The following is a 25,478-nucleotide window of genomic DNA, read 5'->3' on the forward strand; positions in this document are numbered from 1 at the left end:
GAGGGTCTTGGGGTTGGAACAAGTGCTGCCCAGGCGAACGGCTGAACACCAGGCTAAAGCCTGGCGGTACGCTTCCCAGTGGTTGTCCGAAAAGCCTTGTAAAAAAGCTTGCTGCGGTGGTCCACGTCAGCGTGAGCACCCTCTGCTGGGGTCACGCCTATCGCCAGTTGCGTACCTGCCTAGTGTAACGGAGCCGGCGAACGCAGATCAGTACTTGCCAAGTACGGCCACTTTTTGTACGTCATCCGTTGCGGGCTGCTTTGGGGCGGGCGCAGTGACGGGGATTGTGCGCAACTGCGGGGTCGTGGGCGTAGCGCGGCCAGCCGCTACTTGTTGCAGGCGGACGTGTTCTGCCATGACCTTGCTGGCGTAGCCACCGTCATCTTCAATATTTGCAGCGCCTACGTAAAAACGCAGCCCACCTTCGACCGATCCAGCGCGGGCGATGCACTCCTGCAGCACTTTGACACCCACACGCAGATTGGTTAGCGGGTCGAACGCAGCCAGCTTGCCACCAAACACATCGTATTTCTGGGTATGCACCTGGGTCATGACTTGCATCAGACCCTGGGCGCCCACAGAGCTTTGGGCAAAGGGGTTGAAGCCGGATTCGATGGCCATGACGGCCAGGATCAGGGTCGGGTCGAGCTTGACTCGGCTACCGATGTCATAGGCTTCGGCTACCAGGGCGCTGACCGGTTCGGCCGCGACATGGTATTTTTTGCTCAGCCAATAGGCGACGGCCGCCTGCTGTTTGGGCAGGTCCTTGGGGTTGCTTGCGGTTGCGCGGTCCACGGCCTCGGTGTCTGCCTCGGCAATGTCTTCCATGCCAGTGGGTTCCACCTGGCGTTCTTGTAACCAGCCCATCAATTGGACTTCGGCCACCTGGCGCAGATCGGGCCGGGCGGTCATGGTCACGATAGTAAAAGCCACAACCAAGCCCAAGAGGGCAAATCCGTTGTGGGTAATCTCAAAAAAGCCCTGGGCAATATCGGATGCGAAAGTCCGCAGTCCATGTCCTAACTTTTGTAACGCTGTCATAGCACTTCCTCATCGAGCGAAGGCCGGGGGCGATCAATTTGCGTAAGAGCAATTCGCTTTGGCACTTCGATTGGGTGGGTACGCTATCAGTATCCTGCGGCGCCTTCCAGGCTTGTGCAGCGATCTGATGTAGCCGGGGGTCGGCAGCGGATTCGGGTTGTCCCTAGGCCATAGTGGGAGGGACGGGCGGATTCTAGGAGGACTTATCATATCAAGTCAAGAATATGAAATTCACTCTATATACTAAATTGTTGATTATCAACTCCGTTTTTGCCTAATTTGCACAGGGCCGAAGGCACTTCGCATCGCCAACCAGATTTTTTTTGTTTCTTGATGTAAGTGAGGGCTTGCCGTGTATACAGCCGCCGTGTGGCGACAGACTCCATTTCCTGTGTCAAGAAAATTGACTCAATCGCAGACGGCATATGCATTGAAAAGCAGATTTGTAATCTCGCCCACCATGGACTAAATTGACATCGCCTGTGCAAACAGGCGTTCACCGGTAGGAGCCTGCTAAGCCTGACACTTTGCGACGGTGGTGTGGAGCAGCCCCGGTACTATATGGAGGCAATCTCTTGCTTCCAATGCAATGGGGGACATCACTCTCTCCCTTGCAAACCCAGACGGCATGAACCGCAAGTTCGCCGTCAAGCCCGGCGGCCAGGCTCACTACCTACCGTCCGGGCTTTCTGCTTTTTTGGGCCGTGCATTCCCTCACAGTGCGGTGCAGGTCTGGCGGCAAAATGGGCAACATGACCTTTGTATCTTTTGCTTCCCGTCCATGGCTGCGCCGCGTGCTGTGGGCTGTCGTTGGTTTGTTGGTGTTATGGGTGCTTGCCTGGTTGGCGGTGCCGCCTCTATTGAAAAGCCAGCTGGAGAAGGCAGGCAGCGAAAAGCTGGGCCGCCAGGTGCAGGTTGGCCGGGTGGACTTCCACCCCTGGACGCTGGCATTGACGCTGGACCAGTTGTCCATCGCCGGACCGGCAGCAGGGGCGACGCCGCAGCTGCGCATCGAGCATGTGCTGGTGGATGTGGCGCTGTGGCAATCCCTGCGCCGGCTGGCGCCTGTGGTTGATGCTATCGCTGTGCAGCAACCGCAGCTGAAGATCACCCACCTGGGCGATGGGCGCTATGACTTTGATGACATCGTGGCCCGCCTGGCCACGCCGCCAGCCCCCCAGCCCAGCCCTACGCCTTCGTTTGCGCTGTACAACGTCACCCTGACCGACGGTTCGGTGGACTTTGTGGACCAGCCTGTGGGCAAGACCCACGCGGTGCGCGACCTGCACCTGAGCCTGCCTTTCATCAGCAACCTGGATTCGCAGCGCAGCATTCAGGCCGAGCCCAGGTTGGCCTTTACCCTGAATGGCAGCAGTTTTGACACAGCGGCCCAGACCACGCCCTTTGAGCCCACCCGCAAGACCGATGCGCACCTGGTCTTGAAGAACCTGGACCTGGCGCCTTATTTGCCCTACTTACCCGCCAGCCTGCCGGTCAAGGTGCAGGGCGCGGTGCTGAATGCGGACCTGCAACTGGCGTTTGAAGAAACTCCCAAGATGACCGTGCGCCTGCGCGGTGTGCTGCAGGCCGACAAGCTGAAGGTGGCGAACCCCCAGGGTGCGCCGTGGCTGGCGCTGGACAGCTTGAAGCTGACGCTGGAGGATGTGCGCCCGCTGGAACAAGTGGTCAAGCTGTCTTCGGTCGAGTTGAATGCGTTGGCCTTGGATATGCGCCGCAATGCCGCCGGGCGGCTGGATTTTCTTGTACCTCCGGTTGCTCCTAAAAACGTAGCTACTCCCGCAGGTAAATCAAGCGCTAGCACTCAAAAGGATGTTGAAGTTGCAGCGTCCTCGCCGTGGAAGCTGAACGTGGCCAAGCTGGCGCTGACGCGGGGCAGTGTCCGCTGGAGCGACGCCACCACCCGCCCGGCAGCCCAACTGGCTTTGAACGATGTGGCGCTGGAGGCATCGGCCATCGCCTGGCCGTTCACCCAGCCGCTGAAGTTCAGCGGCCAGGTCCAGCTGGAACAGGGTGGCAAGGCCCAGGCTGGCAAGGCCGCCGAGCTGCGCTTCAGCGGCTCCGCCACCGACCAGGAGGCGAATGTCGATGCCAGTCTGGGAGGCTTACCGCTGGACCTAGCTGCGCCGTACTTGGCGGCTGTGCTGGAGCCTCGGTTGAGTGGCCAGCTGAATGCTGATCTGCAGCTGCAGTGGAAGGCGTCCGAAGCACTGCAAATTACGGCCAAGCAGCTCACGCTGGACGGCCTGGCGCTGGGCGCGCCGTCTACCGGCGGCAAGCCGGCAGCGGCTGCCCTGGCCAGCCTGCGCCAACTGCAGCTGCTGCAAGCCCAGGTCGATCTGGCCCAGCACAGCGTGCGCATCGGCAAGCTGGCTTTGACCGAGCCGCGTGCCAAAGTGGAGCGGGGCGCCGACCAGCGCTGGATGTTCGAGCGCTGGCTCAAAACGCCTGCCGGTACCATGCCAGTAGCTGACTCTGCGGTGACCGCGCCAGCACCTTCCAGCGCAACGGCCAAGCCCTGGTCCATCAACGTGGCCGACCTTGCCTTGGAAGGCGGCGCTGTCTCCTATATAGATAAGGCGGCGGCTCAGCCCGTCTCCTTGGAATTGACGGCTTTGCAGGTGCAGATGAAAGACTTGGACCCGAACAGCGCCAAGCCTTCGCCGCTGAACATTGCCGCCCGTATCGGCGCCGGCAATGTGGAGGCTGGACGCCTGTCTTACAAAGGCACGCTGGCCCTGCAGCCGCTGGCGGCCCAGGGCCAGGTGGATGTGGTGCATCTGCCCCTGCATGCGCTGGAGCCGTATTTCGGCGCCAGCTTGAATGTGGACATTGTGCGGGCCGACACCAGCTTCAAAGGCCAGGTCGCTTACAGCGCCAGCCCGGCCGGGCCGGTGCTCAAGGTGCGTGGCGACGGCACGCTGGAGGAGTTCCGCGCCAACCGCTCGCCCTACAGCAGTACCCCGGATGCAGGTGCCAACCAGAACCGTGAATTGCTGAGCTGGAAATTGTTGAACCTGCGCGGGGTGGACGTGGCGTTGGCTCCGGCTACCGTGACCCGTGTCGAGGTCAAGGAAACCGCGCTCAGCGACTTCTATGCCCGCGTGGTCCTGGACGAAACCGGCCGTATCAACCTGCAAGACCTGGTCAAATCCAGCCCGGCGGAACCGCCTGGTGCTACTAATACTGTAGCTGCTGGCGCAGGTAAATCAAGCGCCAGCGGCCAAAATGATGCAAGTAGCGCCGCACCCCTGGTGCGCATAGGCGCCATCAGCCTGGTCAACGGCCGGGTGCAGTTCTCGGACCGCTTCATCAAGCCCAACTACAGCGCCAACCTCAGCGAGCTGACCGGCAAGCTGGGCGCGTTCTCCTCCGTGGCCGAGCAGGGCGTGGTGCAGCAGGCCGACCTGGAGCTGCGCGGCCGGGCAGAGGGCACGGCCTCGCTGGAGATTTTGGGCAAGCTCAACCCGCTGGCCAAGCCCCTGGCACTGGACATCAATGCCAAGGTGCGCGACCTGGAGCTGCCCGCGCTGTCGCCCTACAGCATCAAATACGCTGGCCACGGCATTGAGCGCGGCAAGCTCAGTGTGGACGTGCACTACGTGGTCCAGCCCGATGGCCAGTTGACGGCGACCAACAGCATCATCCTGAACCAACTGGTTTTTGGCGACGAGGTGGCGGGAGCGCCGGCCAGCCTGCCAGTGAAGCTGGCCGTGGCACTGCTGGCCGACCGCAATGGCGTGATCGACCTGAATGTGCCCTTGTCCGGTTCGTTGAACGACCCGCAGTTCCGCATCGGACCGGTGATCTTCAAGATCATCGGCAACCTGATTGCCAAGGCCATTACCTCGCCCTTCAGTCTGCTGGCCAGTGCCTTTGGCGGCGGAGGGGACGAACTGAGCGTAGTGCACTTCGCCCCCGGCAGCGCGCTGCTCACCCCCGAGGCCCGGCAAAACCTGGACAAAGTAGCCAAGGCGCTGGAGGCGCGCAATGGCCTGAAGTTGACCGTGGTGGGCAGCGCCAGTGTCGAAGCCGAGCGTGAAGCTTTGCAAAAGGCCCGGCTGCAACGCCGCGTGTTGGCTGAAAAGCGCCGCAACGCCGTAGTGGACGGCGCGGCTGCGCCCGATGCCGATACCGGCGAGCTGGCGTCCATGGCGGTAGACCCCGCCGAATATCCGGCCCTGCTCAAGTCCCTGTACAAGCGGGCCAACTTCCCCAAGCCGCGCAACGCCCTGGGTCTGCTCAAGGACTTGCCGGATGCCGAGATGGAGCAATTGTTGCTGGCCAATCTACCCGCCAGCGATGACGCGCTACAACGCCTGGCGGTACAGCGCGGTGTGGTTGTGCGTGACTATCTGGCGGGGCAAAAAATCCCGCTGGAACGCTTGTTCCTGGGGGCTGCCAAAACCTTGGCGACCGAGGCTACCTGGCAGCCGCAGGCCGAGCTGCAGCTGGCCATGCCTTAAGACCGGATGGCTAAATCCAGGTCCGCCAGGCCTGGATTTGTGCAGCTATTTGAAAAGCGGCGAAAATAGCACCTTTGCCCCGAACCGGACCTGTGTGCCGTGGGGCCTAGCGGCCCTGGTGGCCGCTTGTTCTATCCCCAAAGAAATTCATCCATGTTCGGCTTCTCCTCTCCTAAAACAACGCCTGCCACTCCTTCTGAAAAGCCTGCCGTGAACGCCACAAAATCCCAAGAACCGCATCCGCTCGACACCCTGACGGGAGGCGCTTTTTCCGCCCACACCGCCGGTGAGCGTGCGCAGCGCATCCGCGACTGGCTGGTGACCAACCCCAGCTACGAGCAGATGCAGGAGGTGTTCCAGGAGCTGAACGGACGAGACCGTGGTGCGGCCAAGCCGTTGAAGGAAAAGCTGGACGAACTCAAGCGCAGCAAGGGCGCTGAAATCATCGCTGCCGAGTGGGCCCGCAAGGCCACCGCGCTGCTGGCCCTGCCCAAGCTGAACATGGCCGATGCCATGGCTTGGCAGCGCGATGCCGCCAAGGCCGGCGCACCGCTGAGCAAGGAACCGCTGGCCGCCCTGAAGGTGCAGCTGGCCGACCGCGTCAAAGGCATTGAAGACCTGCAGCACCGCGTGCAGGTGCAGCGTGAAGCCGCCGTACTGCTGGCCCAGCGCATCGAAGTGCTGTCCACCAAGCCTTGGCGTGATGCCCAGGCCGCGCTGGACGTGCTGCGCAACGATGTACAACACTGGCAAGACCAGGCCACGGCTTTGGCGTCCGACAGCAACTGGACCAGCGTGGATGGCAAATACCCCACCATGCTGGATGCCTCGCGCGGCCAACTGCTGGTGGTGTGGGAAGCTTTCCAGGGCGCTTTGGCTCTGGTCGTCGCGGCCGACGCCGACGCCAATGCGCCGCTGCCCCCGGTGAACGTGTGGGCCGACGAAATTCGTGTGGCCCGTGGCATTCCATTGGAAGCTGCCAAGCCCGCCAGACCAGCCAAGGAACCCAAAGCCCCGGTGGACCCGGCCCTGCGCGAAGCCGCCAACAAGGCGGTGCAAGACGCACTCAGCAAGGTCGAGCAGGAAGTGGCCGAAGGCCATGGCAAGGCCAGCGCCGGCGCCGCAGCGGCATTGCGCAATGCCTTGAAAGAACACAACCGTCTGGTCGATGAGAAGCTGGGCAACGCCGCGCAAGCCGCACTGGCCGCCGCCGGTGAACTCGAAGGCTGGCAGCGCTGGCGCGCCGACCAACTGCGTGAAGAGCTATTGATCAAAGCCGAAGGCCTGCTCAAGCGCCCCGACGGCCATGCCCTGGGCGGCCGCAAGATGCAAGACACGCTGCGCCAGATGCGCGAGCAATGGAAGCAGACCGACCAAGGCGGCGTGCCCAACCATGCGCTGTGGAAGCGTTTTGACGAAGCCTGCAACGAGGCCTACAAGGTCGTCGAAGCCTGGCTGGACAAGGTCAAGACCGAAGCCGTGGCCAACAAGGCCCAGCGCCTGGCGCTGATCGAAGAAGTCAAGGCCTGGGCCGCCGAGAACGTGACGGCCAAGGACGGCGACTGGAAGGGCTTCTCCCGCATCCTGCACCAGTTCGGCGACCGCTGGCGCGATGCCGGCCACCTGGGCGAAAAGGCGTTTGCTGAAATGCAGCCGCTGTGGAAAGAGGCCATCGGCCTGGCCGCTGCGCCTCTGGAAAACCTGCAAAAAGCCAGCGTGGAATTCCGCCAGGCCATGATCGAAGAAGCCAAGGTGCTGGGTGCCGCACCCGTATTGCGCATCGACGCCGTCAAGGCGTTGCAGCAACGCTGGCAGGCTGAGGCCCAGGGCGTGCCGCTGGACCGCAAGTTCGAACAAAAGCTGTGGGACGCCTTCCGCAAGCCGCTGGACGAGGCATTCAACCGCAAGACCGAAGAGCGCAGCAAGGCCGCCACGGCCCTGAGCGACCGCGACCGCATGGTGCTGGACGCCGCCAAGGCACTGGATGCCGCGAACGCCTCGGGCGACGCGCAAAAGATCCGCGCTGCCATGGGCGACCTGGAGGCCGCGCTGCGCGGTCAGGCCCTGGCCCAGGCTGCAGTGAATGCTGATAAGGCTGACGCCGCTGCCCAGTCCGCTGTGCAGGCCGAATCTGCGGCTGCCGCACCGGTGGCGGAAGCTTCTGAAGAAAATGCGCCTGTAGCGCAGGAAGAGTCTGCGCAAGCAGCTACTGAAAATGTAGCAAACGCAGAGCCGGCTGCAGAAGCTGCCCCGGTCGAAGCCCCCAAGCCGGCGCGTAAGCCCGTAGTGGCCATGCGCGGCGACGACCGCCCCGGCATGAAGAAGGCCGAGCCCGCACCCGCTGCGGGCCGTGGCGGCAAGTTTGGTGACCGCAAGGACGGCCCACGTGGCGCCGCCCGCCCGGGTGACAACAAGTTCGAGCCCCGCCGCGACGACCGTGGTGGCCGTGACGGCGGTCGTTTTGGCGACCGCCCCGCGTTCGAAGACCGTGGCCCACGTCTGGGTGACGCGGCCTTCCGCGCCCAGCGCGATGCGCTGGAAAACGCCCAGCACGCGCTGAAGAAGCTGGCCGCCCAAGCCCATGGCGAGGTCTTGACCGACCTGCTGAGCGCCTGGGAAAAGCGTGACGTCGCCCAGCTGCCCAGCGCCCAGGCCCTGGGCCATGGCGTGAACCCTGCGACCCGTACGGCCTGGGCACAGAGCCTGAGCGCGCCCGCCAAGACCGATGAAAAGACCGCCGCAGAAGCCCTGTTGCGTCTGGAAATCGCCGCCGAGGCACCCACGCCCGCCGAGCTGGTCAGCGCCCGCCGCATGCTGCAACTGCAGTTGCTGACCAAGCGCAACGACCCATCGCCCGCACAAACCTGGGCCCAAGATGCTGCCAAGGTTTGGGCCAGCAGCTTCGACGCAGGCCAGGCGCGGCGTATGCAGACCGTGCTGAAGATTCTGCTCAAGCGCTAAGTGGGACCGGGTGCCAGGTGCGGTGGATGGCCTTTAGCGGGCGGACTGATCCCCTCGTAAGGCGTACGCGTCTTTGGGGTGGAGGGCGGCCTGCATGAGTACCGACGCCATGCCTCTGGAGGCCCTGGGCCGCGCCACCGCATCGAATGCCACGCGTGAGCGGCCTGTATGGCACACCGTGCTGCTGCTATGCCTGGGCCAGGTGTTGCTGTGGAGCCTGGCTTCTGGCCTGACCTACAAGGCCCCCGAGATCGATTCGGCCGAGCAGTTCACCTGGTCGTTTTCGATGGAGAACGGCTACTGGAAACATCCGCCCGTACCGTCTTGGCTGATGCACGGCTTGCTGCAGGTATTTGGCCCCTCGGTGGTGCTGCCGTTCGCGGCTGCCCAAGTGAGCACAGTGCTGGCCTTGTTCCTGACCTGGCGCCTGGGTTGCGAATTCATGTCGCAGCGACGTGCTTTGGTGGCGGTGGCTCTGACCTCACTGGTGACGTACCACAACCTGGGGGCTGACAACTTCAACCACAACACGGCATTGCTGCCCTTCCAGGCGGCGATGGTCTTGACGTTCTACCTGGCGACCCGCCGGGGATCGCTCTATCTGTGGGCTTTGGTGGGGCTGTATGCCGGCTTGTCCATGATGGTGAAGTATGTGGCGCTGATGCCCATTGCCGGTTTGCTGTTGTACCTGGCACTGGACCGGGCCTTGCACCACCGCCTGACGTTGCAGGGGCTTGCCGTGGCGGCCCTGGTATCTGTGGCCGTGCTGGTGCCACACGCTATCTGGCTGCAAACCACCAATTTCCTGCCTTTCCGCTACGCCCATTCCGTGACGCTGCCCCTGCAGGGCTGGGCGGCCCAGTTGTCGAGCCTGGGGGCTTTTGCGGGCATCCAGCTGGTCCGCGTCTGGCCGCTGGTGCTGGGCCTGCTGTATTTGCGCAGGCTGTGCCGTAGGAGTACGGAGGCGTTGCAACCCACGCCGGCCCTCAATCCATCGGATCGCCTGTTTCTGTGGGTCGCTACCTTGTCGCCGCTGGTGCTGACCGTGGTGTACTGCGTCGCGACCCGGACGGAGCTGGTATCCCGTTGGGGCGCGAATGCATTTTTGCTAGCGGGCTTGCTGGCAATGGCCGTGCTGCGAATGCCCGTGTCCAGTTTGATTGAGCGTTCGATTTTGCGTGCGGTGATCGCTGCGCACGTTGTTCTATGCCTGAGTTTGGTGTTGGGCAAGACGGTGGTGGCCGAGCACTTCCATTGGCGTACCCGGGCCAACTTCCCAGGCGGTTTACTGGCGCGCAATGCCATGGAAGAGTGGCGCAAGCACACCAGCGTGCCCTTGCGCATCGTTGTCTCTGATATCTGGCTGGGCGGCAATATCGTGGCCCATAGTTCGGGTTCGCAGCGGGTGGCGGTGCTGATTGACGGGCACTACTTCAAATCGCCGTGGGTCAATGCCGAAGCCATCCGCAGCTGCGGTGCCATGGTGCTGGACGATCAGACCCGGGGCGCTACCGGCTCCTCGGCCAACAGCCCGGAACTGAACCGTCTGATGGAGCAGGCCTCTGTCACCGGTGCCTGGAATATGCCCTGGGCCGTATCGCAGGCGCAGGCCATCAAAAGTGGCACCGGCGTGGTGCGCTGGGGCATCATCCTGCCCAGCGCACCCGGTAGCTGCATGGTCCGCTGAGGCGATTTATTGCATTTAGTGCTTGTCGGCTAGCAGGCTGCTGGGCCGGGTCTGGCTGGCCAGCAGCGTCAGTTGGCGCCGGGCGCGGGTCACACCTACGTAGAAGGTGTTGGCCTCTTCGCCTGCATCGGAATGCGGGTCGGGGAACTCTCCTTGCGCCAGATACGGTATTTGCACCACATCGAACTCCAGCCCCTTGACGCTGGTAATGCTGGCAATCAGCAGGCTGCTGCTTTTGTCGCGCTGGCTGTCATGTTGCTTTTGCTCGATCGCGTTCAGGTGCTGGAAGAATAGCGCCGGGCTGGCAAATCGCTCGGCGGCCTGGGCCAGCCAGGTCAGGTTGGTTTCTGCCTCCACGCGGCGCAGACGTGAGCTGAGCACTTGGTTCACCAGCGTATGGATCTGCAAATCTTTCAGCACGGCGTCCAGCAGGCCGGGGCCGGTGTGGGTGCGTATGCGCAGTACGGCGGCCTGCAGCCGCTTGCGGGTATTGGCCGGCGCGTTGCGCAGCACCTGGTTGTCGAAGAACGAGGTGAGGAACAGCGGGTTGTCGGTGACGCTGCGCACGGCATCGTCCAATAGCTCTTGTTGTGATTCGTGTTCGCGCCCCTCCACCTGGATGTGCGAGCCGGCAAAGAACACCAGCGCGCGCATCACCAGGGCGCGGGTGCGCTCCACGGTGACGCTGCGCAGGTCGTCAGTGGCCACGGCCAGCAGGCCGCGCAGGAACAGCACCTCGGGCCGCAGCACATAGCTGTCGAAGCCGCGCGTGGTGTAGGGCAGGCCGGCCTCGATCAGGGCGTTTTCAATCTGCACCGACTGGTGGGCATGGCGCAGCAGCACTGCAAATTCATGCATCTTGGCGCGCGGCTGGCTCTTCCATTGCAAGGCCTGCTGCACCACCAGGGCCGCGCAGGCGGCGTTGTCGGCGTAGTCCAGGCGCGTGAGCTGGGTGTTGTGCGGGGCCATGGTGGCATAGGCTTTGTGGGCGATCTGGCCGGCCAGCTTGGCCACGGCAGCGCCGAAACGGAAGCTGTGCGTCAGCGGGTAGCGCTGTACCTTGTGGCTGCTGTGCTCGGCCAGGCTGCTGCGCATGAATTTGGCGTCGGCGCCGGTGGCTTTGTGGATCACCTGGTCGATGTCGCCCACACCGCAAAAGAAGCAGCGGTTGCTGGCCAGCAGGGCCTGCAGCACGGTGAACATGGCCTGGTTCATGTCGTGCATCTCGTCGATGACCAGCACCTTCACCCGGGTTGGCCAGGCGGGGTAGTGCTCCATGGGCTCGGCTTCGCGTAGCATGCAGGCCAGGTCGTAGGTGGCGTCTTGCGGGCCTCGGAACGCGGGTTTCTCGGGGTTGGCGGTGCGCAGGCGTTCAAACGCCAGGTAGATCTTGAGCTGGGTGTATTCGATTTCCAGGGAGGCGGCGTAGTCGGGCGTGACGGACTGCTCCTGGCGCTCCAGCACATCGCGCAGCGTGCCTTTGAGGATTTCGCTGTATTGCAGAAAACTGTCCACCAGGCCCTGGTCACCCAGGGTCGGCATGAGCAGTTCTTCCGGCCACTTTTCGCTGGGGTGTTCTGCCACGCGTTCCACGGCCTCCCAGAGCACTGGGCTGAATTGCTCGGCCTCGGTATAGAGCGGCACCGGTCCGCCTTCCATGTCGCGCAGTACCTGGCTGCAAAAGGCTTCGAAGGTTTGTATGCGCAGCTGCTGGACGATGGCGGCCGGCACCCCTATTTTTTTCAGGGCCGTCTTCAGTGCCAGCTGGGCGGCGTCGGTATAGGTCAACGCGAAGATGTGTTCGGGTCGGGTGCCGCGCGTCCAGGCCTCGGCCATGCGCAGGGCCAGCACGGTGGTCTTGGAGGCGCCCGCGTTGGCCTCCACGATCGCCATGCGCGCTGGGCTGACCTGCACCGCCAGCTGTTCGGCCGTGGGCGTGATGGCCTTGGGCTGAAAATGCGCCACGGTTTTGGGATCGACTGCGGAAGGTGCTTGCATGGAGGCCTGAGGGTGTGGTTTGTCGGCCATAAAAAAGGCTCCCGAAGGAGCCTTTTTAGGTTCGCCTGGGCGTGTATTAGACGCGCTTGCGGTATTCGCCGGTACGGGTGTCGATTTCGACCTTGTCGCCTTGGGCCACAAAGATTGGCACGCCGAATTCAAAGCCGGTGGCGATCTTGGCGGGCTTCAGCACCTTGCCGGACGTGTCGCCCTTGACGGCGGGTTCGGTCCAGGTGATTTCGCGCTGCACGCTGGTGGGCAGTTCAACCGAGATGGCCTTGCCGTCATAGAACACGACTTCCAGTTCCATGCCGTCTTCCAGGTAGTTCAGTGCGTCGCCCATGTTTTCGGCTTCGACTTCGTACTGGTTGTATTCGGTGTCCATGCAGATGTACATGGGTTCGGCGAAGTAGGAGTAGGTGCACTCTTTCTTGTCCAGCACGATCTGGTCGATCTTGTCGTCGGCCTTGAACACCACTTCGGTGTTGAAGTTGGCGATCAGGCTCTTGAGCTTCATGCGCACGGTGGCGGAGTTGCGGCCGCCGCGGCTGTATTCGGTTTTCAGGACGACCATCGGGTCCTTGCCGTTCATGATGACGTTGCCTGCGCGGATTTCTTGGGCGATTTTCATAGCATTCTCTGGAGTGAGGGCCGCGCAACGCTCCCGGGAACATCTCCGGGTGATATGTCTGCGGCGGGTGGGGCAAAACATCGCGTTTGCCGATAGCAGCCCGTTTGGGCAAAGCCCTGGATTTTAACGGGTTTTGGGCTGGAAGCTCAGGAGCTGCGTCACCAGGTCGGCTTGCAGCAGCAGCCGGTCGCGCAAAGCCAGGGCCCAGGCATTCCACGTAGGCAGGTCCGGTGCCGGCAGGGGGCCGTCATGCAGCCCGTTCCAGACCCGGTGGAACTGGCGCAGCGAGTCCGGCGCCTGGGCCATGTCCAAAAAGGCTTCCAGCTTGGCGTGGTGGGCCGCGTCGTCCTGCGGGTAGATCTGCCACACAAAAGGCTTACCGGCCCAGATGGCGCGCACCAGCGAGTCTTCGCCGCGCACCAGATTCCAGTCTGCGGCCCACAGCAGGTGGTCGAAGTCGCGTTGGGTCAATGTTGGCAGGTATGAAATTGATAGCTGCCCGCGCAGGTGGAATGTGCGCTGGAGCCATTTTTTATCTAAAAGCAAGGCCTGCACCGCATGCGTCGCCCTGCCGGCGGTGACCAGCAGGCGGGTGGGCAGGGGCGTGCTGGCCAGCTGTTCCAGCAAGGCCTGCAGGGCCGGGGGCTCGTAGCAAAACAGGCTGACTCGCTGCTCGCCGGTTGCGCCTTGCGGCGCTCCGAAGCCGTGCTGAAGTTGGGGCCAAAGGTCTTGCAACCAGGCGCTGCGGTCGAAGTCTGTCTGGCGCTGGGCCAGATCGGCTTCGCGCAGCAGGCCGCCGGTCTTGTCGCTGAAGCCGGGGTAGAAGAACCACTTTTGCCGGCCCGCAGCCGGGCCGTCGCGTACCAGCGAGGGCAGGGCGTGGCAGCGTTCCACATAGCTTTCGGCCGACAAGTATTCGAGGTTGATCCACAAGGGTTTTGTGCCATTGGCGCAGGTATATTCTGCGCGAGCAGCTATAAATTCAGGAGCAATTTCGCAGCCGAAGGCTTCTACCCAGACATCGCTGGGCCCCACGCCCGCCAGGTCCAGCGGCTGGGCCCAGTGCCGCACTTCCACGCCGGGGCAGCCCTGCGGCGCCATCCAGGCCAGGGCCGACGGGTCGTCCACCCACAGCCGCACCTGCATGCCGTGCGCGGCCAGGTCGGCGGACAGGCGCCAGCAGACGCCGATGTCGCCGAAGTTGTCTATCACCTGGCAAAAGATGTCCCAGGTTTTCAAGCGGGCCAGTCCAGTTTGCCGGCTACGTCGATGTGCGTTAGGTACAGGCGCACGTCGAACTCCAGCTGGTGGTAGTCGGGCTCCATGTACGTACACAGCTGGTAGAAGGCCTTGTCGTGGTTGCGCTCCTTCAGGTGAGCGAGCTCGTGCACCGCGATCATTTTCAGGAAGGCATCGGGCACGTCCTTGAACAGGGTGGCGATGCGGATCTCGTGCTTGGCCTTGAGCTTGTTGCCCTGCACCCGCGACACCGTGGTGTGGGTGCCGAGCGCGTGGTGGTAGACGTGCAGCTTGGCGTCAAAGCCTACCTTGTTGATCTGCGCGGCATTGCGCAGGTGCTGGGTTTTCAGGTCCATCACGTAGTCGTACAGCGCTTTGTCGGTGCGCACGCTGTGGGCGCTGGGGTACTTTTTCAGCAACAGTGGGCCGAGCTTGTCGGCGGCCAGCAGCTGCTGCACCTGGGCGGTGACGTGGGCCGGATAAGCCGACAGGTATTTCAGGGGGATCATGGAGTCGGTGGAGGAGCGCAGCCAGGGATTGTCCACAATACGGCCTATGTCCGAGATTAATCCTGTTGAACCCCCTGAGGCGCCAGCCGAAGCGCCCGTGCATTCCGAGCAACTGCTAAGCGAAGTCGCCGCCTTGCCCGCCTTGCCAGGCGTCTACCGCTATTTCGACGCCGATGGCATCGTGCTGTACGTGGGCAAGGCCAAGAACCTGAAGAAGCGTGTCACCACCTACTTCCAGCGCGACCACGGCGGAACCCGCATCGGCCACATGGTCAGCAAGATCGCGCGCATGCAGACGACCGTGGTGCGCTCCGAAGCCGAGGCGCTGCTGCTGGAAAACAACCTCATCAAGACGCTGCACCCCAAGTACAACATCTTGTTCCGTGACGACAAAAGCTATCCGTATCTGAAGATCACGGCTTTGCCGGCCTTCGCGGCAGAACCTAGCGCGGTGACATTTCCGCGCGTGGCCTACTACCGCGGCGCGGTAGAGAAAAAGCACCGCTACTTCGGGCCCTTCCCCAGCGCCTGGGCGGTGAAGGAGTCGATCCAGCTGCTGCAAAAAGTCTTCCGCCTGCGCACCTGTGAAGACACAGTTTTCAACAACCGCACGCGGCCCTGTTTGCTGTACCAGATCAAGCGCTGCTCTGGACCCTGTGTGAATTTTGTCTCTCCGCAAGACTACGCGCAGGACGTGCTGAACGCCGAGAAGTTTCTGGATGGCGAAACCCAGCAAGTGCTGAAGGCGCTGGAGGTCCGAATGATGGCCCACTCTGACAAGCTGGAGTTCGAGCAGGCGGCTGAGTTGCGCAACCAGATGAGTGCCTTGTCTACCGTGCTGCACCAGCAGTCGGTGGACAACGTCTCCGACAAGGACGTGGACATCCTGGCGGTGAAGGTACAAGGCGGCCGCGCCTGCGTGAACCTGGCCATGGTGCGAGGCGGGCGCCATTTGGGCGACAGGGCCTACTACCCCACGCATGTGGAAGACGCGGTGTTCATGAGTGCGGTCGAGGTGGAGGGCGAGGACGCAGCCCAGGGCGTGGAGGTGCAGGTGCTGGAGGCCTTTATTGCCCAGCATTACATCGATATACCGATTCCGCCTGCGTTGATCACCAGCGTGCCGGTCGGCAAGAGCTTGCTCGACGCGCTGTCATCTCAAAGCGGCACCAAGGTGACGGCGGTGCACAACCCGCGCGAGCAGCGCCGCGTCTGGCTGGAGATGGCGCAGAAGAATGCCGGCCTGCAACTGGCGCGGCTGCTGGCCGAGGAGGGTTCGCAGCAGGCCCGCACCCGCGCCTTGGTGGATGCGCTGGACCTGGCGCCGGACGACCTCGATACCTTGCGTATCGAGTGCTTCGATATCTCCCACACCGCCGGCGAGGCAACGCAGGCTTCCTGCGTGGTGTTCCAGCAGCACAAGATGCAGAACTCAGAATACCGGCGCTACAAGATCGAGGGCATCACGCCGGGCGACGATTACGCAGCCATGCGCCAGGTGCTGACGCGGCGCTACAGCAAATTTGGCGTGCAGGCGGAGCCCAGTGTCGAGCCACCGGCTGGACGCATGCCGGACCTGGTGCTGGTCGACGGGGGCAAGGGTCAGGTGTCGATGGCGAAGTCGGTGTTCGAGGCGCTGGGCCTGGACCTGGGGTTGATCGTGGGGGTCGAAAAAGGCGAGGGCCGTAAGGTCGGGCTCGAAGAACTGGTGTTCGCCGATGGCCGTACCAAGGCCACACTGGCGCGCGATTCGGCGGCACTAATGTTAGTGGCGCAGATACGCGACGAGGCCCACCGCTTTGCCATTACCGGCATGCGCGCCCAACGCGCCAAGGTCCGCGTCGGCGGCAGCAAGCTGGAGGATATTGCTGGCATCGGGCCGAAGAAACGTGCCAGCCTGTTGCAGCGTTTTGGCGGCATTCGTGGCGTGGCTGCAGCGGGTGTGGACGATATCGCCAAAGTTGACGGCATTTCGCGTGAGTTGGCGGAAGAAATCTACCGTGCATTGCGTTGAGGCCCGTGCCTCAATCGCGTGACACAATCAGGCATGTTCTGGACCATTCCCACCATCATGACCTGGACGCGTATCGTCGCGATACCGTTGATCGTCGGGGTCTTTTATTTGCCCCTGGCCGAGCCCAGTCGCAACCTGATTGCGACTGTGATGTTCGTGGTGTTTGCCGCCACCGACTGGCTGGATGGCTTTCTGGCGCGCAGGCTGAACCAGACCTCGTCCTTTGGGGCTTTTCTGGACCCGGTAGCGGATAAATTTTTGGTGTGTGCCTGTGTGCTGGTGTTGGTGTATTTGCGTCGCGCTGATGTCTTCGTGGCGCTCATCATCATTGGCCGGGAGATCGCGATTTCAGCGCTGCGTGAGTGGATGGCGCAGATCGGCGCGTCCAAGAGTGTGGCTGTTCACATGATCGGCAAACTGAAGACCGTGTCGCAGATGGTGGCCATTCCGTTCTTGCTTTTTGATGGCCGTTTGTTTGGCGTGGTGGACACCCATGTGTGGGGTCAGTGGTTGATCTGGATTTCTGCAATCCTGACTATTTGGTCCATGGTTTATTACTTGCAGAAGGCATTGCCGGAGATTCGGGCGCGTACAAAATAAGGGCTTGCAGCAGCTGTGTTGATGGCCCCAAAGTAGTGCGACTGCCGCGGTTCCCGCGCACTGTTTGTGAGCTGATGTTGCGATGAGATAAAAAGTGTGCGTGCTGCTCAAGAGTGGCCTGATTTCAGTCTAGAATCCGCCTCCGCGCCGCTTGAATGCAGTTTGTCCGATTGACAGGTTGGGAGTCCAAAGTTTTAATCGGTTGCGCAGTAGGTGCTGCAAAGTTATGTTTTCTTCGGGCTTGTTTTCTGCGCGCCGCAGAACAGTAAGCCAGAGGGGAAGTTGTTAGATACATTGGTCTGAATAAATTAGAGCGAGGGGCTCCTTGTGAACAAAACTGAATTGATTGAACACATCGCAAAGCATGCTGATATTTCTAAGGCTGCTGCGGCGCGTGCGCTGGAGTCCACCATTGGTGCGGTGAAAACCACGCTGAAAAAAGGCGGAACCGTTTCGCTGGTAGGATTCGGCACCTTTGCTGTTGGCAAGCGTGCTGCCCGTGCCGGACGTAATCCGCGGACCGGCGTTGCGATTAAAATCAAGGCAGCCAAGGTGCCAAAGTTTCGTCCAGGCAAGGCATTGAAAGATGCGTTGAACTGAGTTTTCTGTTTCAGGTGGGGTGCTTAGCTCAGTTGGTAGAGCAGCGCCCTTACACGGCGTAGGTCGGCGGTTCGAGCCCGTCAGCACCCACCAACCCCACCCAGCAAAGGCGAACAGATTGTTCGCCTTTTTTGTTTTTTCAAAAGAGTTCTTCCATGTTTGATTTCGTCCGCAAGCACAGCAAGATCATGATGGGCTTGATGTTCTTGTTGATCATTCCTGCGTTCGTGGTGGTCGGTGGTCGTGAGGGCTTCCGGCGTTACAACGAAGGCGGCGATACGGTCGCCAAGGTGGCTGGGCACGACATCAAGCAGGCCGATTGGGATGCGGCCCACCAGCGTGAAGTTCAGCGCATGATGGCTTCGCGGCCTAATCTGGATCCCAAGCTGCTCGACTCTGCGGATGCACGCTACGCCACGTTGGAAAGCCTGGTGCAAGAGCGTGTGCTGGCGGCGGCTGCCGAGAAATTCCGTCTCGTGACCAGTGACAGCCGGTTGGCCCGCAGTCTGCAGGATGACTCGACAATTGCGTCTTTGCGCAAGCCCGATGGGTCTTTGGATATGGAACGCTATCGCCAGTTGCTGTCCGCCCAGGGCATGACGCCGGAAATGTTCGAATCCCGCGTGCGCACTGATTTGTCGCAGAGGCAGGTAGTGAATGGCGTGGCCGGTACGGCATTCGCATCTGGGGTCGAGGCTGACGTGTCCCTGAACGCTTTTTTTGAAAAGCGCGAGGTCCAAGTGTCCCTTTTCAAGACGGCGGATTTCGCTTCTAAGGTCAGCCCCAGCGATGCAGAACTGGACGCTTGGTACAAGGACCACGCATCTCTGTTCCAGGCGCCCGAACAAGCCCAGGTGGAGTACTTGGTGTTGGACCTGGATGCTGTGAAAAAAGGCATCGTGCCCAACGAGCAGGATTTGCAAACCTACTACAAGCAAAATGCCGAGCGTCTGGCCGGCAAAGAAGAGCGTCGTGCCAGCCATATCCTGATCAATGCGCCCAAGGATGCGTCGGCTGACGATCGTAAAAAGGCCCGTGCCAAGGCCGAGGAATTGCTGGCTTTAGTGAAAAAATCGCCAGCTAGTTTCGCCGATGTCGCCAAGAAGAATTCCCAGGATACCGGCTCCGCTGCGAAGGGCGGCGACCTGGACTACTTTGCGCGTGGCGCCATGGTCAAGCCTTTTGAAGACGCCGCATTTGCTTTGAAGAAAGGCGACATCAGTGACGTTGTGGAGTCGGACTTTGGCTTTCATATCATCCAGCTGACGGATGTCCGAGCACCCAAACAACGCAGTTTTGAAGAAATGCGCCCAGAACTGGAAGCTGAACTGAAGAACCAGCAGGCGCAGAGCAAGTTCGCTGAAGTGGCTGATGTGTTCACCAATGGCGTTTATGAGCAGTCTGACAGCCTGAAGCGTATTGCTGATAGATTGAAGCTGGAGATCAAGACCGCAAGTCTGGGACGCACGCCTGCTGCAGACGCAAAGGGTGCATTGGCCAATGCCAAATTCTTGAACGCCATTTTTTCGGCTGATTCGATTGAAAAAAAGCGCAACACTGAAGCCATTGACATTGGTGCCAATCAGTTGGTTGCAGGACGTATCACCCAGTACGCGCCGGCGCATACCTTGCCATTGTCTGATGTCAAAGACCGCGTGCGCGTGCAGCTGATTGCGTCGCGGGCCGCAGAGTTGGCCAAGAAGGACGGCATGGATAAGTTGGCGGCCTGGAAGGCAAGCCCTGCCGCTGCGAGGTTGTCTGCTCCTGTTGTGGTGTCGCGTGAAAATGCTCAGCAGCAGTTGCCCCGTGTAGTGAATGCCGCCATGCGCGTCGATCTTGCCAGCCTGCCTGCTTGGGCGGGTGTTGATTTGGGTGAGCAAGGCTATGCCGTGGTCAAGGTCAACAAGCGCGTGCCCCGCGATGTGCCTGCTGCGGATCTGGCGCAGCAGGGGCGTGAGCAATACACCCAGGGTTGGGCCGCTGCCGAAGGCCGTGCGTACTACCAAACTTTGAAAGAGATGTTCAAGGTCAAGATCAATGTGGCTAAACCGGTGCTAAAAACACTATCTGGCGCAGAATAATCGTTAACCTCCAAAACTCAGGTTATAATTTAAATCTACGGTGGCTGTAGCTCAGTTGGTAGAGTCCAGGATTGTGATTCCTGTTGTCGAGGGTTCGAGCCCCTTCAGCCACCCCAGTTAATAAAAAGCGCATTGCTCATCGAGCTGTGCGCTTTTTTCATTTTCGGCGTATCAGTGCTCCCTGGACATGCTTGCGTGGCCTGCTCTGCGTCCAAAGGCTTGCCATAACATGGTATGCCGGTCCATTCGCCCTTACTCTCTGGCGCGAATCAAATATCGATGGCCGTATGCGGCCCAGGATGGTGTTCTCGTATACAGTTTGAAAATATCATCCTGAATGCCCGTCCGCCTTATTTCTAGAAAGTTTGCGTGGAAACACAGCACCCCAAAGTTCTATTGGAACCCGCTTTGCCGCAACTTGATCGGCAATTCGGTATGGGTGCAGGAGATGTGGCCCAGGCGGCATTGGCGTCTCTGGTGGCGGGGGCCGCTGTTTCGCCCCAGATACTGAGCGTTCTGGACAGTCTGCCTGTCCTGGTTTGTGCGAAGGATTTCCACGGACACCAGGGCATTACGTACTGGAACCGTGAATGCGAGGCCGTCACGGGCTATAGCCGCGATGAACTGGTCGGCCATCCTGAGGCCTTGCAGTGGCTGTATCCAAATTCCGCGTATCTAGCGCGCAAGATTGCCGATTTCCTGGATCAGGGGTCTAGCTTTCGGGATATGGAAGCCACGTTGACCACCAAGTCCGGCGCCAAACGCCGTATTGCCTGGTCCAGTATCGGCGGTCTGCAGCAAGGTGAACCCTCCGGTGCCATCTGGTGCATAGGTTTGGATGTGACAGCGCGTTCGGAATCTGACCGCCTGCTGCGCGACCGCGACAAACTATTGGGTTCGGTCTTTGGTCATTTGCCAGACCTGGTGTATCTCAAGGATGGTGAGGGGCGTTGGCTGCTGACCAATCCTGCTGCACGCGCGGTGCTGGACATTTCCGAGCAGCAGGCCTACGGCTATACCGATCTGGAGATCGCCGACCGCGACCATCCTCAGGGCGACAGCCTGCGCCACGGTGCATTGGCCGACGAGGCGACCTGGCAATCAGGGCTGCCGTCGCAGATGCAAGAGGTGGTAGAAGATGGGCACGGTAACGCGCGCTGTTTCGACGTGATCCGTGTGCCTACCTTTGGGCGCCGGGGTGAGCGCATGCATCTGCTGGTGGTGCGCCGCGATATTACAGACCAGCAAATCGCGGCGACCAAGCTGGAACTGGCGGGCCGGGTGCTGGAGCAGAGTACCGACGGCATCATGGTCACGGATGAGCGCAACCGCATCATCATGGTGAATGGCGCGTTTTCCGAAATCACAGGTTACCAGTCCAGCGAAGTGCTGGGCCGCGACCCGCAATTTTTGGCGTCCGGGCAGCATGCGCCGATGTTTTTTGAAAACATGTGGAAGGTCTTGACCGGCGAGGGGCGTTGGGCTGGCGAGATTTGGAACCGGCGCAAGAATGGCGAGGTGTACCCGCAGTGGCTGAGTCTGTCGGCTCTGCATCAGCGCGCCCACGGCGAAATCACCCACTACGTGGCGGCATTTACCGACCTGAGCTCCCGCAAGGCAGCCGAGGAGCAGATTGCCTATCTGTCCAGCCAGGACGTGATTACCGGTTTGCCTAACCGCACGCACGTGGCGCTGCGCTCTACGCTGGTGCTCAAGCATGCCCAAAGCACCCACGAGCAGGTGGCGATGATCGTTATTGATGTGGACAACTTCAAGACACTGAACGATTCCTTGGGCCATGGTGCTGGGGACCATATGCTGCGCGAAGTTGGGCTGCGTTTGAGCCGCTTTGCCGATGAGCGTTCCGTTATCGGTCGGCTCAGCGGCGACGAGTTTCTTATCCTGCTGCGCAATGTGCACAGTACGACAGATGCAGCCCATGCGGTTACGGCGCTGATGGATGCCGTGGGCCAGCCCATGGTGCTTGCCGATATGCCGGTGAGTGTGTCCATCTCGGCGGGTATCGCTATGTTTCCGGCTGATGGCGACAATTTCGACGCCCTGTTTGGCCGAGCGGATTCAGCCCTGTATGCCGCCAAGCGCGGTGGCCGGGGAACCTACCAGTTTGCCGATGCCACCATGAACGAGGCTGCGCTGGAGCGCTTGCGTATAGAGTCGGCCTTGCGCCGGGCGATTGAAAATAATGCCTTGCGCCTGGAGTACCAGCCTCTGATCCATCTGCCCAGCGGGCGTGTGATTGGTGTCGAGGCCTTGTGCCGCTGGGACCACCCCGAGCGCGGCGCAATTCCTCCTGGTGTGTTTATACCCATTGCCGAAGATTGCGGCGTGATCGAAGCTCTGGGGGGATGGGTGCTGAAGACGGCAGCCTTGCAGCTTCGCGCTTGGCACGATGCAGGCCGTCCTGATTTGATGATGGCAGTGAATCTGTCGGCCCGGCAGTTCCAGCGCGGCGTGGTGCTCAAGCAGGTGGAAGAGGCATTGGATGTTTCCGGCATTCCACCCGATTGTCTGGAGCTGGAGTTGACCGAGAGCGTGCTGCTGCACGACGGTGAAGCGGTCACCGCCGTGCTGCGTCGACTGCAGGCCTTGGGCGTGAAGCTGTCCATCGACGACTTTGGCACCGGCTATTCCAGCTTTGCGTATTTGCGGCGTATCAAGTTCGACAAGATCAAGATCGACCAGTCTTTTGTGCGCGACCTGATCGACGACCCGGACAACGCCGCCATTGTGCGCGGCATGATCTCGCTGGCCTTGAGCCTGGGTTTGCCGGTACTGGCTGAGGGGGTGGAAACCGAGGCGGTCGCCCATCGCCTGCGCCATCTGCAGTGCACCTATGCCCAGGGCTACCACTTTGCCCGGCCTTTGCGCCCCGAGGTGTTTGCGCAGCAGCAGGGGGTGGGCACAGCTCCTGCCTAGCCGGGCTTGCCGGAAACACGGCACCTACAATCAAGATATTTTCAAACCGTAACAATTCGCGTCACGCCAGAAGCACCACGCCCGTCGTCCAGAAACACCGCAGAACTGGCTATGCCAGGCTGCTGGTGTTGCCCCCTGCAAGGGGGGCGAAAGACGCGCAGCGCTACGGCCTGGGGTTGAGCCACAAACCTTTTATGAAAATTCTTATCTCTAACGACGATGGTTACCAGGCCGCTGGCATTGTTGCGCTGTATGAGGCCCTGAAAGACGTGGCCGAGGTCGAGGTGGTTGCGCCCGAGCACAACAACAGCGCCAAGTCGAATGCACTGACCCTGTACTCCCCGCTGTACGTGCACCAGGCCAGCAACGGTTTCCGCTATGTGAATGGCACCCCGGCGGATTGCGTGCACATCGCGCTAACCGGCTTGCTGGGTTACCGGCCGGACATGGTGATCTCCGGTATCAACAATGGCGCCAATATGGGCGACGACACCATTTACTCCGGCACCGTGGGCGCGGCCATGGAAGGCTATTTGTTCGGTATTCCGTCCCTGGCCTTTTCGCAAACCCAGAAGGGCTGGCAGCACCTGGATGCCGCAGCCCAGACTGCGCGCAATCTGGTGCTGCGCATGACCCAGCAGCAGCTGGTGGGTGCCCAGCCGTTCCTGTTGAACATCAACATCCCCAACTTGCCGCTGGAAGAGCTCAAGCCCCTCAAGGTGTGCCGCCTGGGCCGCCGCCATGCGGCCGAAAAAGTCATCACCATGGACAGTCCGCGTGGCGACACCATGTACTGGATAGGCGAGGCCGGTCGCGCCAAGGACGATGCAGAAGGCACCGACTTCCACGCCAGCCTGCAGGGCCACGTGACCATGACACCCCTCAAAGTGGATCTCACCGACCACGACCACCTGGGTTACTGGGCGCAGACTGCAGCCCATCTCGCCGGCGCATAGCGGCGGTGGATTCCATGACCCAACGTCCCCGCTTTCCTGCGCAGCTGGATCTCTCCTCTGGTGCCCCATCCGGCAAGACGGTTGCTATAAAAAAAGTAACTGCTACCGCAGTTACTTCAAGCGACAGGGGCTTAAAAAGCTTTGAACATGCACCGGCACCCGGCCACGGCATGGACTCGGCAGCTGTGCGTGCGCGCATGGTGCAGAAGCTGGCGTCCATGGGCATAGGCTCGGTCGCTGTGCTGCGTGCCATGGGCCAGGTAGAACGCCATCGCTTCGTCGATACCGCCTTGGTGAACCAGGCCTATGAAGACACCAGCCTGCCCATCGGCCTGGGCCAGACTATCTCCAAGCCCAATGTGGTGGCCCGCATGGCCGAGCTATTGCTGGATTCGCCGCTGGGCCATGCTGGCCCGCTGGGCCGCGTGTTGGAGATCGGGACGGGCTGCGGCTACCAGGCGGCGGTGCTGGCGGTGCTGGCACGCGAGGTCTACAGCATCGAGCGTCTGCGCGGTCTGCATGACAAGGCCCGCGCCAATTTGCGGCCGTTTCGTCTGCCGAATGTGCACCTGCTGTTCGGCGACGGCATGGTGGGCTACGCCAAGGGGGCGCCCTATGCGGGCATCATCGCCGCTGCAGGCGGCGAGGCGATTCCCCAGGCGTGGCTGGACCAGTTGGCCGTAGGTGGGCGCCTGGTGGCACCCATGGTGACGCCCGGGGGGCAGCAGGCTTTGGTGGTCGTGGATAAAACGGCCAAAGGTCTGCAGCAGCAATTGCTCGAGGCCGTTCACTTTGTCCCTCTAAAATCAGGGATTGCTTGAACAGGAATTACACATGCTCGCTTTGCGTCCTCAGGATTGGAAATACACGGCCGCCGTTTTGGCCGTACTGGCCGTGGTCGGCTGCTCCAGTACCAGTTTGCACAAAGCTCCGGTAGAAGACCGTGGTACGGGGGCAGTGCGCACCCAATCGTCCGTTGTCGTTGCGCCGGCCGATGCCGCTCCCGCCAAACCCTTGCCCGGCGCCGAAAATGCAGGCAAGCCTGGTTATTACACCGTGCGCCCCGGCGATACGCTGATCCGCATCGGCCTGGACAACGGCCAGAGCTGGAAAGATATTGCGCGCTGGAACGGCTTGGACAACCCCAATCTGATCGAAGTCGGCCAGGTGCTGCGGGTGATCTCGCCGAACGCGACGGCCACCGAAGCCGGAGTGGTAACGCGCCCGGTCGCCAGCTCTACCGTGACGGCGGCTGCGGTGCCTGCAGCCAGTGCTGCGGCCAATGCTGCCACCAGCCCGGCCAGCGCCGCCAGCAAGCCGGTTGCACCCGTATCAGCGGCTCCAGTGGCCCCTGTGGCCACAGGGGGTGACGACGACGTAGCTTTCATCTGGCCCACCAGTGGCAGCCAGATCGCTGGTTTCGACGAAGCCAAGAACAAGGGTCTGGACCTGGGTGGCAAGGCCGGTGACCCGGTGCTGGCCGCCGCCGATGGTCGCGTGGTCTATGCCGGTGCTGGATTGCGCGGCTATGGCAATCTGCTGATCCTGAAGCACAACAACACCTATCTGACGGCTTATGCCCACAATCAGACCCTGCTGGTCAAGGAAGACCAGTCGGTGCGCAAGGGCCAGAAGATCGCCGAGATGGGCAGCAGCGACACCGACCGTGTGAAGCTGCACTTCGAGATCCGGCGCCAGGGCAAGCCGGTCGATCCGATCAAATACCTCCCCAACCGGTAA

At 61.5% G+C, this 25,478-nt stretch carries 16 protein-coding genes, 2 tRNA genes and 1 riboswitch; of the genes, 13 read left to right on the plus strand and 5 right to left on the minus strand.

Annotation, left to right across the window (positions count from 1 at the left end; translation table 11 throughout):
• Window positions 1-20: 20 nt before the first annotated feature.
• A riboswitch (ZMP/ZTP riboswitch) is annotated at window positions 21-181 on the minus strand.
• 26 nt (window positions 182-207) lie between these two features.
• Entirely contained in the window at window positions 208-1,041 is an 834-nt protein-coding gene (locus tag AC4BBN_RS15030; RefSeq protein WP_490592770.1) for a lytic transglycosylase domain-containing protein, read from the minus strand.
• A gap of 752 nt (window positions 1,042-1,793) precedes the next feature.
• Here AC4BBN_RS15030 and AC4BBN_RS15035 point away from each other — a divergent pair.
• The 3 genes from AC4BBN_RS15035 to AC4BBN_RS15045 all read left to right on the plus strand — a co-directional run bounded on the left by AC4BBN_RS15035 (window position 1,794) and on the right by AC4BBN_RS15045 (window position 10,173).
• A complete protein-coding gene (locus AC4BBN_RS15035) occupies window positions 1,794-5,525 on the plus strand; it encodes a DUF748 domain-containing protein (protein ID WP_490592771.1) in 3,732 nt (1,243 codons plus the stop codon).
• A gap of 153 nt (window positions 5,526-5,678) precedes the next feature.
• Entirely contained in the window at window positions 5,679-8,486 is a 2,808-nt protein-coding gene (locus AC4BBN_RS15040; RefSeq protein ID WP_490592772.1) for a DUF349 domain-containing protein, read from the plus strand.
• A gap of 94 nt (window positions 8,487-8,580) precedes the next feature.
• Entirely contained in the window at window positions 8,581-10,173 is a 1,593-nt protein-coding gene (locus tag AC4BBN_RS15045; RefSeq protein ID WP_490592773.1) for a glycosyltransferase family 39 protein, read from the plus strand.
• Window positions 10,174-10,188: 15 nt separating this feature from the next.
• Here AC4BBN_RS15045 and AC4BBN_RS15050 read toward each other — a convergent pair whose 3' ends face one another.
• The 4 genes from AC4BBN_RS15050 to AC4BBN_RS15065 form a co-directional block, all read right to left on the minus strand.
• Entirely contained in the window at window positions 10,189-12,201 is a 2,013-nt protein-coding gene (locus AC4BBN_RS15050; protein ID WP_490592774.1) for a UvrD-helicase domain-containing protein, read from the minus strand.
• Window positions 12,202-12,247: 46 nt separating this feature from the next.
• Window positions 12,248-12,802 (minus strand): elongation factor P, encoded by a 555-nt coding sequence (gene efp / locus AC4BBN_RS15055; RefSeq protein ID WP_490592775.1) that lies wholly within the window; start codon window positions 12,800-12,802, stop codon window positions 12,248-12,250.
• A gap of 123 nt (window positions 12,803-12,925) precedes the next feature.
• Complete coding sequence (gene earP, locus AC4BBN_RS15060; RefSeq protein ID WP_490592886.1) at window positions 12,926-14,050, minus strand: elongation factor P maturation arginine rhamnosyltransferase EarP; 1,125 nt, start codon at window positions 14,048-14,050, stop codon at window positions 12,926-12,928.
• Window positions 14,038-14,550 (minus strand): M48 metallopeptidase family protein, encoded by a 513-nt coding sequence (locus AC4BBN_RS15065; protein WP_490592887.1) that lies wholly within the window; start codon window positions 14,548-14,550, stop codon window positions 14,038-14,040. Before AC4BBN_RS15065 ends, earP begins: the two co-directional genes overlap by 13 nt.
• Before the next feature lie 46 nt (window positions 14,551-14,596).
• Here AC4BBN_RS15065 and uvrC point away from each other — a divergent pair, with 46 nt between their 5' ends.
• The 10 genes from uvrC to AC4BBN_RS15115 all read left to right on the plus strand — a co-directional run bounded on the left by uvrC (window position 14,597) and on the right by AC4BBN_RS15115 (window position 25,478).
• Window positions 14,597-16,564, plus strand: coding sequence for an excinuclease ABC subunit UvrC (gene uvrC / locus AC4BBN_RS15070; RefSeq protein ID WP_490592776.1), 1,968 nt, complete (start codon window positions 14,597-14,599; stop codon window positions 16,562-16,564).
• 33 nt (window positions 16,565-16,597) lie between these two features.
• A complete protein-coding gene (gene pgsA, locus AC4BBN_RS15075; RefSeq protein ID WP_490592777.1) occupies window positions 16,598-17,164 on the plus strand; it encodes a CDP-diacylglycerol--glycerol-3-phosphate 3-phosphatidyltransferase in 567 nt (188 codons plus the stop codon).
• Window positions 17,165-17,491: 327 nt separating this feature from the next.
• A complete protein-coding gene (locus AC4BBN_RS15080) occupies window positions 17,492-17,764 on the plus strand; it encodes an HU family DNA-binding protein (RefSeq protein WP_490592778.1) in 273 nt (90 codons plus the stop codon).
• A 17-nt stretch (window positions 17,765-17,781) separates the two neighbouring features.
• A tRNA-Val gene (locus AC4BBN_RS15085) sits at window positions 17,782-17,857 on the plus strand.
• 62 nt (window positions 17,858-17,919) lie between these two features.
• Window positions 17,920-19,845, plus strand: coding sequence for a peptidylprolyl isomerase (locus AC4BBN_RS15090; RefSeq protein WP_490592779.1), 1,926 nt, complete (start codon window positions 17,920-17,922; stop codon window positions 19,843-19,845).
• 40 nt (window positions 19,846-19,885) lie between these two features.
• Window positions 19,886-19,961, plus strand: a tRNA-His gene (locus AC4BBN_RS15095).
• 292 nt (window positions 19,962-20,253) lie between these two features.
• Window positions 20,254-22,782, plus strand: coding sequence for a sensor domain-containing protein (locus tag AC4BBN_RS15100; RefSeq protein ID WP_490592780.1), 2,529 nt, complete (start codon window positions 20,254-20,256; stop codon window positions 22,780-22,782).
• 194 nt (window positions 22,783-22,976) lie between these two features.
• On the plus strand, window positions 22,977-23,738 hold the full coding sequence (surE, locus tag AC4BBN_RS15105; protein WP_490592781.1) for a 5'/3'-nucleotidase SurE: 762 nt from the start codon (window positions 22,977-22,979) through the stop codon (window positions 23,736-23,738).
• A 170-nt stretch (window positions 23,739-23,908) separates the two neighbouring features.
• The gene (locus tag AC4BBN_RS15110) at window positions 23,909-24,559 is read left to right on the plus strand and encodes a protein-L-isoaspartate(D-aspartate) O-methyltransferase (RefSeq protein WP_490592782.1); all 651 of its coding nucleotides are present in this window, start codon (window positions 23,909-23,911) and stop codon (window positions 24,557-24,559) included.
• A gap of 13 nt (window positions 24,560-24,572) precedes the next feature.
• Window positions 24,573-25,478 carry a peptidoglycan DD-metalloendopeptidase family protein gene (locus AC4BBN_RS15115; protein ID WP_490592783.1) on the plus strand — a complete coding sequence of 302 codons (906 nt, stop codon included), beginning with the start codon at window positions 24,573-24,575 and terminating at the stop codon, window positions 25,476-25,478.

It is taken from the genome of Rhodoferax sp. SPJ21, assembly GCF_058216335.1.